The organism is Stutzerimonas sp. CXK-1 (assembly GCF_057738225.1).
This window is the reverse complement of record NZ_CM173217.1, coordinates 1,836,727-1,850,383: the sequence shown is the minus strand read 5'-3', so window position 1 is coordinate 1,850,383 and position 13,657 is coordinate 1,836,727. Positions and strand designations below refer to the sequence as shown.

The following is a 13,657-nucleotide window of genomic DNA, read 5'->3' as shown; positions in this document are numbered from 1 at the left end:
TCGCTCGTTACACAATGGGTTGTCGTTTGGCCTGAACCACACCACGGTTAGCCAGCAGATCGGCCTGCTCGTTGCCCGGATGGCCTGTATGCCCCCTGACCCACTGCCAGGTCACTTCGTGGCGATTCACCTGCTCATCCAGCAGTTGCCACAGATCGGCATTCTTGACCGGTTGCTTGCTGGCTGTTTTCCAGCCGCGCTTCTTCCAGTTGGGCAGCCAGTCGTTGATACCCTGCATCACATACTGCGAATCGGTGCAAAGATGGACCTTGCAGGGTCGCTTGAGCTCGGCAAGCGCGCGGATCGCCGCCATCAGCTCCATGCGGTTGTTGGTGGTCTGCGCCTCGCCACCCCACAGCTCGCGCTTGACGCCCTTGTAAATCAGCAAGGCGCCCCAGCCACCGGGGCCGGGATTACCCTTGCAGGCACCGTCTGTGTAAATCTCGACCAGGTCGTCACTCATGAAATGCTGTATGTCCAAAGGGTTCGAGGCGTGCGCTCGGCAAGGCTACTCGGCGTTGCGACGGCTGACCTTGGCGACCGGCATCGGCAACAGCTTGCCCATGCGCTCTCGGCGTTGCTGACGCAGCGGCCGCAGCCCGATCATCAGCTTGCGCGCCATCAGCAAGTAGAAGCCGCCGGCCGGGGCCTGCAAGCGATTACCAAGCCGATCGAGACGAGCCAGTCGCGCCTGCCAGTCGCTCGAGGAAAGCGGCGGACAATAGCACCCGAAGCGACGATTCTCCAGCGCGAACCCCAGCAGATTGAGCCAGTCCCCGACCCGCGAAGCGCGAATGCAGCGCGCCTGGCGAAAGCCGTCACGGGCGGTCAGATGGCGGGCGCCCCATAGGCTCCACGGATTCACGCCGAGGATGAGCAGATGGCCCCCCGGCCTCACGCTGCGCGCCGCTTCGCGCAGCAGGCCATGTGGCGAGGTGCAGAAATCCAGCGCGTGCTGCAAGACCACCACATCGGCCGCATGCTCACCGATCGGCCAGGCCTGCTCGTCGCAGTGGATCTCGACCCCGTCCATTGGTGCGCCGAGGCGAACGCAGCGCTTGATCTTCTGCGCCTGCAAGGGCGCTCCGGCGAATGGGCCGCAATGCACCAGATAACTGCCAAAGCAGCGCTGCAGCGCCTCTTCCAGAGCCTGCTGCTCCTGGCGCAACAACTGCTGCCCCGGCGGCGTTTCGAACCACAGCCTGGCGGACTCGGCGATCCGCATCGCCTGATCGGGCGCTTTGGTGCAGCAATGATCGGTCATGGCAAGGCTCCGTATCAGGTTCACGCGGACAGCTTGCGCAAGATGCGGGGCGGCTTCAACTTTCGCCCCGGGCTGCTAGCATGCGCCTTTGTCCACTGTCTGGCGAGCACCCCGAGATGCCCATCATCGAAGCCCTACCCGCCTTCTCCGACAACTATATCTGGCTCCTGCAGGATAGCGCCTCGCGCCGCTGCGCCGCGGTCGATCCCGGCGATGCCGAGCCCGTGCTGCGCTGGCTGGAGCAGCATCCGGACTGGCAACTCAGCGACATCCTGATCACCCATCACCATCACGACCATGTCGGTGGCGTGCTGGCGCTCAAGGAACGCACCGGTGCCCGAGTGCTCGGCCCGGCCCACGAGCAGATTCCCGGGCGAGACATGGCGCTCGATGATGGCGATCAGGTCGCAGTGCTGGGTCGCAATCTGCACATCATCGCCGTGCCCGGTCACACGCTGGGACACATCGCCTACTACGACGCAGACCCCAACCAACCCGTACTGTTCAGTGGCGATACCCTGTTCGCCGCAGGTTGCGGCCGCCTGTTCGAAGGTACGCCAGAGCAGATGTTCCAGTCACTGACGCGACTCGCTGCGTTCCCGCAGCATACGCAGGTGTTCTGCACGCATGAGTACACGCTCAGTAATCTGCGCTTCGCCCGTGCGGTGGAGCCGGACAACCCGGCGATCGAAAAGCGGTTTCAGGATGTTTCCCAACTGAGAGAGGCTGGTCGCTGCAGCCTGCCTTCAACCCTCGCACTGGAGCAGCAGACCAACCCCTTCCTGCGCACGGCGGACACCGCCGTAGCCCGCTCGGCAAGCGTACAGGCGGGCCACGAACTGAAGGAGGAAGTCGCGGTATTCGCGGCCCTGCGAAGCTGGAAAGATCGCTTCTGAGCAGCGTCGACGACATCCCGAAATCGACCCGGCAAACTTGACCCCCCGGGAGGGCATTTCTAGAATCGCCCGAATTTTGTGCCCCGGAAGGCCACGCCCATGCCGCCACAACCCAGGAAACGCTGCGAACCAGACGCCTTGGTGACTACCGGCCGGGCCATTGCACTGGCCCTGTGCATCGCCCTGGCAGGTTGTCAGAGCAATGCCCGGCACGACGCCGAGGACGATATGAGCCTCGGTCGTCAGGTTACCCAGCGTGCCGATCCCATCTGGTTGAGCGATACCGTCCGCCCCGTAGTCCATGAAGACATCTGGGAGCGCATCCGCGACGGTTACCAGCTGCAGGACTACGTCGACGGTAATCCCCGCATCGAACAGCAGCGCCTGCTGTTCGCCAGCCGCCCGGCCAATGTAGAAGTCGCCACCGAACGTGGCAGCCCGTTCATTCATTACATCGTCGAACGCCTCGAAGAGCAGAATATGCCGCTCGAGCTGGCCCTGCTGCCCGTCATCGAGAGTTCGTACGATCCGTTCGCCTATTCGCCCGCGCATGCCGTTGGCTTGTGGCAATTCATCCCTTCGACGGGACGCCATTTCAATCTGCGGCAGACCAACTGGTACGACGGGCGCCGCGACATCACCGCCTCGACCAACGCCGCCCTGCGCTACCTCAATTACCTGCACGGCCTGTTCAACGGCGACTGGCTGCTCGCCCTCGCCGCCTACAACGCCGGGGAAGGCACGGTCAGCCGGGCAATCGAGCGTAATCAGCGGCTGGGCCTGCCGACCGACTACTGGAACCTGCCGCTGCCCAGCGAAACGCGTGACTACGTACCCAAGCTGCTCGCCCTTTCGCAGCTGATCAAGACGCCCGAGTCCTACGGCCTCAGCCTGAGCCCGATCGCCAACGAGCCCTATTTCGAAGTCGTCCCGCTCAAGCAGCGCATGGACCTGGCCCGCGTCGCCAAGCTGGCCGACATCGACGAGGACGAGCTGATCCAGCTCAACCCGGCCTTCACGCGCCGGATCACCCTCGACGGCCCGCCGCAGCTGCTGGTTCCGCTGAGCAAGGCGGAAACGCTGGCGGCAAACCTGGCGCGCATGAAGCCGCAGGATCTGGTGGACTGGCAGCAGTACCGGGTTCGCCCGGGCGATACCCTGAGTGGAGTCGCCGGCCGGCATCAGGTCAGCGTGCGTACGCTCAAGGAAGTGAACCGTCTGCGCAGCAACACGCTTCGTATCGGCCAGACGCTGACCATCCCCAGTGCCAGCGGGTCGACGCCGCGCCTGCTGGACGCCGTGGCCGCCCGCTCCGGCGCGACGACGCCGCGCAGCTACCGCGTCAAGCCTGGCGACAACCTCTGGGATATCGCCAAGAGCCAGGGCGTATCGGTGCGCGACCTGCAGGCATGGAACGGTCTGGCGGGCAGCCAGCTGAAGGTGGGCCAGGCGTTATTCCTAGAGAAAACCGCGGCTGGCACCAAGAGCAAGCCGACCTACTACAAGGTGCGCAGCGGCGATTCGCTGTACGAGATCGCCAGACGCTTCAACGTCAAGATCGCCAGCCTGAAGAACTGGAACCCGCACGGCACAGGCATTCTGCGCCCCGGTCAGTTGCTGACGCTCTATCTTCCCTGAGAAGCGCCGGTCAACCCCGACCGGCCAAAGCGCCCAGGCAGCGCCCGGCCAGCTGGGCGAAACGCTGAAACGCGACGAACTGCTCGTGCTTGAGTGCCCGCCCGGACAGCCGACTGTCGGCGTAGATGACGCCGATTTCCCGGGTGCCCGCCAGTAGCGGCGCAACGAAGAACATTCCGTTGCCGAGCAGTTGGCGAATCGGCTGGGTGACCAGCTCGGCCAGGTTGTAACTGGCCGGCACACCCATCCACAGCGGCTGACGGTGGCGCAGCACATAACTGAAGATATGCGGCAATTCCGGCTGTTCGGCTGGCAGGCTGAAGGATTCGAGCCAGCTCTGCGTACCCTCCCCCACGGCGCACCGTGCACGAAAGCGCGTCTGCTTGTCGGCGAGCACGACCACCATCACGCGCTCCAGGCCCGCTCCCCGGTGCAGCCCCTTTAGCAACGCATCGAGGATCAGCGCGACATCGCTGCCCGCACAGGCCATCTGCCCCAGGTCCTGCATCGCCTGTTGCAGCACCAGCAGATCGGGCTGCAGCAGCGCCGCCTGTCGCTGCATCTGTTGCAAACGAATCTGTTCCGGATCCGTGTTGGGGATCAACCGGCACAACTTGCTCGCACCGAACGTCGAGGCTACCTGCACGGCCTCGTCGGCACTGGCCAGGATCTGCTGCAGCGCGTCTGCTTCGCTGATGCCGGCCAGATCGGCATACTCGGCGGCCAAGGCGGCCATCCGCGGACTCTCCCAGCCGTCGAGCGCCGCCTCGCTGATCCTGACACCCAGCGTCACCGACCGCGCGCGGCTGTCCTGGACCGTTGTCGCCCCCTGGGCCAGCGCCGTCAGTTCACCGAGGCTCCAGCTTTTGACCAGCCCCAGCGTGAGTTGACGGAAGCTGGTGCCAAGCACCTGTTGCACAGCCTCGTCCGCCAGTACACCCGGTACCGCCAGGGCCTCGGCCAATTCATCGGCCTGCGTGCCCCCACAGCCCCAGAATGCAAGCTCTCCGACATGGCACAACAAGGCCGCGATGAAGACCTCTTCCTCGCTTCGCGACATCAGGTAACCGGACAGATTGCGCGCCTGCACGGCCGCATGGAAGGAGCGCGCCAGCAGCTCCAGCAGCTGGTGCCGCGGCGCGCGATCGAGCAGCCCGTCGACCAGGCTGACCGACAGGCTGATCAGACGGACGTTGTCGAAGCCGATCAGCACGATCGCCCGGGAGATCGTCTTGATCACTTCCTGCGAGGGGTTGTAGTAGCTGCTATTGGCCACTCGCAGCACCTTGGAAGTCAGCGCCGCATCGCGCAACAGCACGTCGGCGAGCTGCTGCACCGACGCGTGCTCGGCCTGGGTCAGGCGCTGGAGGTCCGTCACGACCGAGGCAAGCGCCGGCAACTCGGACTGGTTGAGGCGCTCGATCCACGATTGCAGACCCTGGGTATGTACGGGCAAGAAATGCCACCTTGCCGCGATGGCGGCGCAATGAAATCACCCTCAGTTTGCCCGAGGAGCCCGCGCTTTTTCCAGCACGGACAAGCTGTTACTGTACCGACCCGAAAAGCCTGAAAGCACCATGGATCGGGTCCTCCATCTGATGCGATTTCTTTTAGCGATAATCAGCTGCCTGCTGGTCAGCCCGCCGGTCTGGGCGACCATCACGCAGAGCCATGGCTATGCGCAGTTCGGCAATCTCAAGTATCCCTCGAGCTTCACGCACTTCGACTGGGTCAATCCGCGCGCGCCGAAGGGCGGTCGGGTACGCCTGATGGCCTCCGGCACCTTCGACACGCTCAACCCTTACACCTTCAAGGGCACCAGTCCGAGCGCCACCCCCGGTTTCTTCGCCTACGGCATCAGCGAGATGAACGAGCCGCTGATGGTCGGTAGTGGCATCTACGACCCCTCCGGTGACGAACCCACCTCCAGCTACGGCCTGATCGCCGAGTCCGTGGAGTACAGCGATAACTTCAGCTGGGTGGTCTTCAACTTGCGGGACGAGGCACGCTTTCACGACGGCAAGGCAATCACCGCCTATGACGTCGCGTTTTCCTATCGCGTGCTACGCAAGGAAGGCCATCCGCAGTTCCGTACCAACCTCAAGGGCGTCAAACGGGTCGATATTCTCAACCGTCACCGTATTCGCTTCGTCTTCGAGCGCCCCGATCCCCTGCTGATCAGCCGCCTCGGTGAACTCCCGGTGCTGCCGCAGCACTACTGGAAGGGCAAGGATTTCCGCGCCACCACGTTCGAGCCGCCACTGGGCAGCGGCCCCTATCGCATCGCCCAGGTGGTACCCGGCCGTCGCCTGGTATTCGAGCGGGTGAAGAACTGGTGGGGCAAGGACCTGCCGGTTAACCGTGGCAAGTACAACTTCGATCGCGTTGAAGTGGAGTTCTATCGCGACGACATCGTCGCTTTCGAAGCCTTCAAGGTCGGCGAGTTCGACTTTTATATCGAACACCAGGCGAAGAACTGGGCGACGGCTTATGAATTCCCCGCGGTCACGCGCGGCGATGTGATTCGCGCCGAGATCCCGCACCAGATCCCGACTCAGACCCAGGCGCTGTTCATGAATAGCCGCCGCGCGATCTTCAACGATCGCCGTGTCCGCCAGGCCCTGGGGCTGCTGTTCGACTTCGAATGGACCAACCGGGCCCTCTTCTACGGTGCCTACCGGCGTAGCGAAAGCTACTACCCCAACAGCGAGTTCGCCGCCACCGGGCTGCCCGAGGGCGGTGAGTGGCTGGCCCTGTCGGCCTACCGGGACCGACTACCTGCCGAACTGTTCAGCGAGCCGATCGAATTTCCCCGCACCGCCGGCCACGGTATTCCGCGCAAGACGCTGCGCCAGGCACTCGAACTGCTTCGCGATGCGGGCTGGAAGCTCACCGAATCGGGGTTGCGCAACAAGCGCGGCGAGGCACTGCGCTTCGAGATACTGCTGGTCAACCCGCGCCTTGAGCGAATTCTGCAACCTTACGCCCAGAACCTCGCGAGGGTTGGCATCGAGGCGAACCTGCGCACGGTCGACGCATCGCAGTACAAGCAGCGCCTGGATCAATATGACTACGACATGATTCTCACCACGCTGGCGCAGAGCCTGAGCCCGGGTCAGGAGCAGTGGCTGTATTTCCATTCCAGCCAGGTGGACGTCAAAGGCGGCCGCAACTACGCCGGCGTCGCCAATCCAGTGATCGACGATCTGCTGAGCCAGCTGCTGGCCGTCAAGAGCCGGGACGAGCAGATCGCCGTGACGCGCGCGATCGATCGGATCCTGCTGTGGAACCATTACACCATTCCCAACTGGTACATCGGCCATCATCGGCTGGCGTACCGTAACCGCTTCGCCTACAAGACCACGCCGCCCTACACCCTGGGGCTGCGCGCCTGGTGGCTGAAAGGCCTGGAGAAGGCTCAATGAACCGTCCCATGCAACGACTCGCCCAGCAGTTCGCCTTGCTCGGCCTGCTCTGCGCCTGCACGCTGGCAGGCGCCGCGCCCCGTCATGCCCTCACGCTGTACGACGAACCGCCCAAGTACCCGGCGAACTTCAAGCACTTCGAATACGCCAACCCTGACGCCCCCAAGGGCGGCGTCCTGCGGCAGGCCGGTTTCGGCAGCTTCGACTCGCTCAACCCCTTCATCAACAAGGGCGTATCGGCCGAAGACATCGGCCTGATCTATGACACGCTGACCACCAACAGCCTCGACGAACCCTTCACGGTCTATGGGCTGCTCGCCGAGAAGATCGAGCGCGGCCCGAAAAACGACTGGGTGCGTTTCTATCTGCGCCCTGAGGCACGCTTTCACGATGGCCAGCCGGTCACCGCCGAGGACGTCGCCTTTACCTTCGAGACCCTGATCAGCCAGGGCGCACCGCAATACCGGGCCTACTATGCGGACGTCGACAGGGTCGTGGTCGAAGGCAAGCGCCAGGTTCGCTTCGACTTCAAACATGCCGGCAACCGCGAGCTGCCGATGATCCTCGGCCAGCTGCCGGTGCTGCCCAAGCACTGGTGGGCCGAGCGCGACTTCACTTCCGGCAGCCTGGAGCCGCCACTCGGCAGCGGCCCCTATCGCGTCGAGCGAGTCCAGCCAGGCCGCTCGATCAGCTATGCGCGCGTGGAGGACTACTGGGGACGCGACCTCGCCGTGAACCGTGGCTTCTACAACTTCGACCGGCTGGTATTCGACTACTACCGCGACAACACCGTCGCCCTCCAGGCATTCAAGGCCGGACAGTTCGACTACTGGCTGGAAACCAGCGCAAAGAACTGGGCAACCGCCTACGACATTCCCGCCGTGCACGAAGGTCGCCTGATCAAGGAAGAAATTCCGAACTACAACCCCACCGGCATGCAGGGCTTCATCTTCAACATCCGCCGTCCGCTGCTGCAGGACCGGCGGGTCCGCGAAGCGCTGGCATTGCTGTTCGACTTCGAATGGACCAACCGGCAGCTGTTCAACGGCGCCTACTTCCGTACCCACAGCTATTTCGACAACTCGGAGCTCGCCTCCTCCGGTCTGCCCGGCAAGGATGAGCTCGCGGTGCTCGAACCGCTGCGCGGCCAGATTCCCGACGAAGTCTTCGAGAAGCCGTTCGAGCTGCCGGTCACCGACGGCAACGGCATCATCCGCGAGCAGCAGCGACGCGCCTATCAGTTGCTCACCGAGGCCGGCTGGCGTGTCGAGAACGACCGCATGGTCGATGCCCAGGGCAAGCCAGTGAAACTCGAGTTCCTCCTGGTGCAGTCCGAATTCGAGCGGGTCCTGCTGCCCTACAAACGCAACCTGGCCGACCTCGGCATCGAGCTGGAAATTCGCCGGGTAGACGTCTCGCAGTACGTCAACCGCCTGCGCTCGCGCGACTTCGACATGATCGTCAGCGGCTTCGGCCAATCCAACTCGCCGGGCAACGAGCAGCGCGAGTACTGGCATTCGGTCAGCGCCGACAACCCCGGCAGCCGCAACTTCATCGGTCTGAAAGACCCGGCGATCGACACGCTGGTCGAGCAACTGATCGCCGCCGACACGCGCCAGGAGCTGATTACCCATACCCGAGCCCTCGACCGCGTATTGCTCTGGGGGCATTACGTCGTACCCAACTGGCACATCAAGACCTGGCGCGTGGCGTATTGGAGCCACCTGGCACACCCGCAAGTGACGCCACGCCAGGACATCGGCCTGATGACCTGGTGGACGCGCCCCGAGGAACCGGCCCCGGCCACCCCGACGCAGGCACCCGCGGAGTCGGAACGCTGATGCTCGCCTACATCGTTCGACGTCTCCTGCTGATCGTGCCGACGCTGTTCGGCATCCTGCTGATCAACTTCATCATCATCCAGGCAGCGCCTGGCGGGCCGGTCGAGCAGGCGATCGCCAAGCTCGAGGGCTTCGAAGGCGCGACCAGCCGTATCGCCGGCGGTGGCTCGGAAGTCGCCGCCGCCGGCAACAACTACCGCGGCGCGCAAGGCCTGGATCCCGAGCTGATCGCCGAAATCGAGCGGCTCTACGGATTCGACAAGCCACCGGCCGAACGCTTCTGGCTGATGCTCAGCAACTACGCGCGGCTGGATTTCGGCGAGAGCTTCTTCCGAGACGCCAAGGTGACCGAGCTGATTCTCGAAAAGATGCCGGTATCGATCTCGCTGGGGCTGTGGAGCACGCTGATCATGTACCTGGTGTCCATTCCGCTCGGTATCGCCAAGGCCAACCGGCACGGCAGCAGCTTCGATGTCTGGACCAGCTCGGTGATCATCGTCGGCTATGCGATCCCGGCGTTTCTGTTCGCGATTCTGCTGATCGTGCTGTTCGCCGGCGGCAGCTATTGGAACTGGTTCCCGCTGCGCGGCCTGACCTCGGCCAACTTCGACGACCTGACGCTCGGCGGCAAGATCCTCGACTATTTCTGGCATCTCGCGCTGCCAGTCACCGCGCTGGTCATCGGCAACTTCGCCACACTGACGCTGCTGACCAAGAACAGCTTTCTCGACGAGATCAACAAACAGTACGTGATCACCGCGCGCGCCAAGGGCTTGAGCAAGAATCGGGTGCTCTATGGTCACGTCTTCCGCAACGCCATGCTGATCATCATCGCCGGCTTTCCGGCGGCCTTCATTGGCATGTTCTTCACGGGCTCGCTGTTGATCGAAGTGATCTTCTCGCTCGACGGTCTGGGCCTGCTGAGCTTCGAGGCAGCGATCAACCGCGACTACCCGGTGGTGTTCGGCACGCTGTTCCTGTTCACCTTGCTCGGTCTGGTCGTCAAGCTGATCGGCGACCTCACCTACACCCTGGTCGATCCGCGCATCGACTTCGAAAGCCGGGAGGGCTGAAATGAAGCTGTCCCCTCTCAATCAGCGCCGGTTCGAGCTGTTCAAGGCACACAAGCGCGGCTGGTGGTCGCTCTGGCTGTTCGTCGCGCTGTTCACGCTGAGCCTCGGCGCCGAGCTGATCGCCAACGACAAGCCGATCGTGGTGCGCTACGACGGGCAATGGTACTTCCCGGTCTTCAAGCGCTATCCGGAGACCACCTTCGGCGGCGAGTTCCCGCTGCAGGCCAACTACAAGAGCCCCTACATCGAGAAGCTGATCGCCAAGAAAGACGGCTGGATGATCTGGCCGCCGATCCCGTTCGACTATTCGAGCATCAATTACGACCTGCAGGTCCCCGCGCCGGCGCCACCGTCCTGGGATAACTGGCTGGGTACCGATGACCAGGGCCGCGATGTGCTGGCGCGAGTGATCTACGGGTTCCGCATCTCGGTGCTGTTCGCGCTCACGCTCACGTTGATCAGCTCGGTGATCGGCGTCGCTGCCGGGGCATTGCAGGGCTTCTACGGTGGCTGGGTCGACCTGGTCGGGCAACGGGTACTGGAAATCTGGTCCGGGCTGCCGGTGCTCTATCTGCTGATCATCCTGGCCAGCTTCGTGCAACCGAACTTCTGGTGGCTGCTGGGCATCATGCTGCTGTTCTCCTGGATGAGCCTGGTCGACGTGGTGCGTGCGGAGTTCCTGCGCGGCCGCAACCTCGAATATGTGCGGGCGGCGCGGGCGCTGGGCATGCGCAACGGCGCGATCATGTTCCGCCACATCCTGCCCAACGCCATGGTGTCCACCATGACGTTCATGCCGTTCATCCTCACCGGGGCGATCGGCACGCTGACCGCGCTCGACTTTCTCGGCTTCGGGCTGCCACCCGGTGCTCCCTCGCTGGGAGAGCTGGTGGCACAGGGCAAGGCGAACCTGCAGGCGCCCTGGCTCGGCATCAGCGCATTCGTGGTGCTGGCCGTCATGCTGACGCTGCTGGTGTTCATCGGCGAGGCGGCGCGCGATGCCTTCGACCCAAGGAAGTGACATGGCCGAGAATCTGATTGAAATCCGCGACCTCGCGGTCGAATTCAGCCATGGCGAAAGCCGGCAGCGCGTCGTCGAAGGCGTGAGCTTCGACATTCGCAAGGGCGAGACGCTGGCGCTGGTCGGCGAGAGCGGTTCGGGCAAGTCGGTCACGGCGCATTCGATACTGCGCCTGCTGCCCTACCCACTGGCGAGCCACCCGGCCGGGCAGATCCTCTTTCATGGCGAGGACCTGTTGCAGGCTGACGAAAAGCGCATGCGTGCGATCCGCGGCAATCGCATCGCGATGGTCTTCCAGGAGCCGATGACCTCGCTCAACCCCTTGCACACGGTCGGCAAGCAGATCAATGAGGTGCTCAGCATCCACAAGGGCCTGCGTGGCCGTGCCGCCAGTGCACGCACGCTCGAGCTGCTCGAGCTGGTCGGCATTCCCAACGCGCGCGAACGCTTCCGTGCCTATCCCCACGAGCTGTCGGGTGGCCAGCGCCAGCGGGTGATGATCGCCATGGCTCTGGCCAACGAACCGGAGCTGCTCATCGCCGACGAACCCACCACGGCGCTGGACGTAACGGTGCAACTGAAGATTCTCGAGCTGCTGAAGGATCTGCAGGCGCGCCTGGGCATGTCGTTGCTGCTGATCAGCCACGATCTCAACCTGGTTCGCCGCGTCGCGCATCGTGCATGTGTCATGCAGCGCGGTCGCGTCGTCGAACAGGCATCGTGCGAGCAATTGTTCCGCGCGCCGCAGCATCCATACACGCAGGAGCTGCTGGCGGCGGAGCCGAGCGGTGGTCCGGTGGACGTCGAACAGCGCCCGCCATTGCTGGAGGTCAACGACCTGCGGGTCTGGTTCCCGATCAAGAAGGGGGTCATGCGCAGGACGGTGGACCACGTCAAGGCAGTCGATGGCGTCTCGTTCAGTCTGCCCAAGGGACAGACACTCGGCATCGTCGGCGAAAGCGGTTCCGGAAAGTCGACCCTTGGGCTGGCAATCCTGCGTCTGATCGGCAGCCGTGGCGAGATACGCTTCCAGGGGCACGAGCTCAGCAGGCTGTCACAACGGGACGTGCGCCCGCTGCGACGGCAGATGCAGGTGGTTTTCCAGGACCCGTTCGGCAGCCTGAGCCCGCGCATGTCGGTGGGCCAGATCATCGGCGAGGGCCTGCGCATCCACCGGATCGGAACGGCCAAGGAGCAGGAAGCGGCGATCATCGAGGCGCTGGTGGAAGTCGGGCTCGACCCGGACACCCGCCACCGCTACCCGCACGAGTTTTCCGGCGGGCAGCGGCAGCGCATCGCCATTGCGCGCGCGCTGGTATTGAAACCGGCGCTGATTCTGCTGGACGAGCCCACCTCGGCGCTCGACCGAACGGTTCAGCGCCAAGTGGTCGAGCTATTGCGGTCGCTACAACAGAAGTACGACCTGACCTACCTGTTCATCAGCCATGACCTGGCGGTGGTCAGGGCGCTGAGCCACCAGATGATGGTGGTCAAGCAGGGCCAGGTCGTGGAACAGGGGGTGGCAGGCGAAATATTCGCGGCCCCGCAACATCCATATACACAACAGCTGCTGGAGTCGGCCTTTCTGGCCCCGGCAGCCGATGCACAACCAGAAGAGGGAAAAGCACATGGGTTTTCTAACCGGTAAGCGCGTACTGATCGTAGGCGTGGCCAGCAAACTGTCGATCGCCTCCGGCATCGCCGCCGCCATGCACCGCGAAGGTGCCGAGCTGGCCTTCACCTACCAGAACGAGAAGCTCAAGGGCCGCGTCGAAGAGTTCGCCGCCGGCTGGGGCTCGAGCGCCGACCTGTGCTTCCCCTGTGACGTGGCCAACGACGAAGACATCGCGCGGGTCTTCGAGGAGCTGGGCAAGAAGTGGGACGGCCTGGACTGCATCGTCCACTCGGTTGGTTTCGCCCCGGGCGACCAGCTCAACGGTGACTTCACCGAAGTGACCACCCGCGAAGGCTTCAAGATCGCCCACGACATCAGCGCCTACAGCTTCGTCGCCCTGGCCAAGGCCGGTCGCGAAATGATGAAAGGCCGCAACGGCAGCCTGCTGACCCTTTCCTACCTGGGCGCCGAGCGCACCATGCCGAACTACAACGTGATGGGCATGGCCAAGGCTTCGCTGGAAGCCGGCGTACGCTACCTGGCCGGCAGCCTCGGCCCGGAAGGCACCCGCGTGAACTGCATCTCCGCGGGCCCGATCCGCACCCTGGCCGCCTCCGGCATCGCCAGCTTCCGCAAGATGCTGGCCGCCAACGAGAAGCAGACCCCGCTGCGTCGCAACGTGACCATCGAAGAAGTCGGCAACGCCGGCGCCTTCCTCTGCTCGGACCTGGCCTCGGGCATCAGCGGCGAAATTCTCTATGTCGACGGCGGCTTCAACACCACCGCCATGGGCTCGCTGGAAGACTGACGTCAAGCCAGGACAGCACCCAGGAGAACCCCGCCCCGTGCGGGGTTTTTCTCTGCCGGGCGCAACACCCATTCAC

11 protein-coding genes are annotated in these 13,657 nt (G+C 63.9%); 8 read left to right on the top strand and 3 right to left on the bottom strand.

The genetic code is table 11. From position 1 onward, the window contains the following. Window positions 1-7: 7 nt before the first annotated feature. Complete coding sequence (rnhA, locus tag AC0KXH_RS08755) at window positions 8-463, bottom strand: ribonuclease HI (protein WP_041105771.1); 456 nt, start codon at window positions 461-463, stop codon at window positions 8-10. 45 nt (window positions 464-508) lie between these two features. After that, a complete protein-coding gene (locus AC0KXH_RS08750) occupies window positions 509-1,264 on the bottom strand; it encodes a class I SAM-dependent methyltransferase (protein ID WP_061337393.1) in 756 nt (251 codons plus the stop codon). A gap of 116 nt (window positions 1,265-1,380) precedes the next feature. Here AC0KXH_RS08750 and gloB point away from each other — a divergent pair, with 116 nt between their 5' ends. Further along, window positions 1,381-2,160, top strand: a complete 780-nt coding sequence (gene gloB, locus AC0KXH_RS08745; protein WP_488224508.1) for a hydroxyacylglutathione hydrolase — start codon at window positions 1,381-1,383, stop codon at window positions 2,158-2,160. Window positions 2,161-2,259: 99 nt separating this feature from the next. Beyond that, window positions 2,260-3,798, top strand: a complete 1,539-nt coding sequence (locus AC0KXH_RS08740; RefSeq protein WP_404718444.1) for a lytic transglycosylase domain-containing protein — start codon at window positions 2,260-2,262, stop codon at window positions 3,796-3,798. A gap of 10 nt (window positions 3,799-3,808) precedes the next feature. On the opposite strand, the gene AC0KXH_RS08735 is transcribed toward AC0KXH_RS08740, so the two are convergent. Further along, entirely contained in the window at window positions 3,809-5,254 is a 1,446-nt protein-coding gene (locus tag AC0KXH_RS08735; protein WP_200292522.1) for an HDOD domain-containing protein, read from the bottom strand. A gap of 142 nt (window positions 5,255-5,396) precedes the next feature. On the opposite strand from AC0KXH_RS08735, the gene AC0KXH_RS08730 reads away from it, so the two are divergent. Genes AC0KXH_RS08730 through fabI form a run of 6 tightly spaced genes read left to right on the top strand, consistent with a single transcriptional unit; the run spans window position 5,397 to window position 13,581 of the window. Continuing rightward, on the top strand, window positions 5,397-7,223 hold the full coding sequence (locus AC0KXH_RS08730) for an extracellular solute-binding protein (RefSeq protein ID WP_041105887.1): 1,827 nt from the start codon (window positions 5,397-5,399) through the stop codon (window positions 7,221-7,223). An 8-nt stretch (window positions 7,224-7,231) separates the two neighbouring features. Further along, on the top strand, window positions 7,232-9,064 hold the full coding sequence (locus tag AC0KXH_RS08725; protein ID WP_488224507.1) for an extracellular solute-binding protein: 1,833 nt from the start codon (window positions 7,232-7,234) through the stop codon (window positions 9,062-9,064). Then, window positions 9,064-10,137 (top strand): microcin C ABC transporter permease YejB, encoded by a 1,074-nt coding sequence (locus AC0KXH_RS08720; RefSeq protein WP_041105780.1) that lies wholly within the window; start codon window positions 9,064-9,066, stop codon window positions 10,135-10,137. Before AC0KXH_RS08725 ends, AC0KXH_RS08720 begins: the two co-directional genes overlap by 1 nt. A 1-nt stretch (window position 10,138) precedes the next feature. Next, window positions 10,139-11,158: an ABC transporter permease gene (locus AC0KXH_RS08715; RefSeq protein ID WP_043219910.1), complete on the top strand. Its 1,020-nt coding sequence runs from the start codon at window positions 10,139-10,141 to the stop codon at window positions 11,156-11,158. Window position 11,159: 1 nt separating this feature from the next. Next, on the top strand, window positions 11,160-12,806 hold the full coding sequence (locus tag AC0KXH_RS08710; protein WP_488224506.1) for an ABC transporter ATP-binding protein: 1,647 nt from the start codon (window positions 11,160-11,162) through the stop codon (window positions 12,804-12,806). Next, window positions 12,787-13,581, top strand: a complete 795-nt coding sequence (fabI, locus tag AC0KXH_RS08705) for an enoyl-ACP reductase FabI (RefSeq protein WP_043219905.1) — start codon at window positions 12,787-12,789, stop codon at window positions 13,579-13,581. The genes AC0KXH_RS08710 and fabI overlap by 20 nt, the downstream gene beginning before the upstream one ends. Window positions 13,582-13,657: the final 76 nt, after the last annotated feature.

Excerpts from the sequence above, each read along its gene's own strand:
- rnhA (WP_041105771.1), bottom strand. The coding sequence starts at position 463 with ATGAGTGACGACCTGGTCGAGATTTACACAGACGGTGCCTGCAAGGGT.
- AC0KXH_RS08750 (WP_061337393.1), bottom strand. The coding sequence starts at position 1,264 with ATGACCGATCATTGCTGCACCAAAGCGCCCGATCAGGCGATGCGGATC.
- gloB (WP_488224508.1), top strand. The coding sequence starts at position 1,381 with ATGCCCATCATCGAAGCCCTACCCGCCTTCTCCGACAACTATATCTGG.
- AC0KXH_RS08740 (WP_404718444.1), top strand. The coding sequence starts at position 2,260 with ATGCCGCCACAACCCAGGAAACGCTGCGAACCAGACGCCTTGGTGACT.
- AC0KXH_RS08730 (WP_041105887.1), top strand. The coding sequence starts at position 5,397 with ATGCGATTTCTTTTAGCGATAATCAGCTGCCTGCTGGTCAGCCCGCCG.
- AC0KXH_RS08725 (WP_488224507.1), top strand. The coding sequence starts at position 7,232 with ATGCAACGACTCGCCCAGCAGTTCGCCTTGCTCGGCCTGCTCTGCGCC.
- AC0KXH_RS08720 (WP_041105780.1), top strand. The coding sequence starts at position 9,064 with ATGCTCGCCTACATCGTTCGACGTCTCCTGCTGATCGTGCCGACGCTG.
- AC0KXH_RS08715 (WP_043219910.1), top strand. The coding sequence starts at position 10,139 with ATGAAGCTGTCCCCTCTCAATCAGCGCCGGTTCGAGCTGTTCAAGGCA.
- AC0KXH_RS08710 (WP_488224506.1), top strand. The coding sequence starts at position 11,160 with ATGGCCGAGAATCTGATTGAAATCCGCGACCTCGCGGTCGAATTCAGC.
- fabI (WP_043219905.1), top strand. The coding sequence starts at position 12,787 with ATGGGTTTTCTAACCGGTAAGCGCGTACTGATCGTAGGCGTGGCCAGC.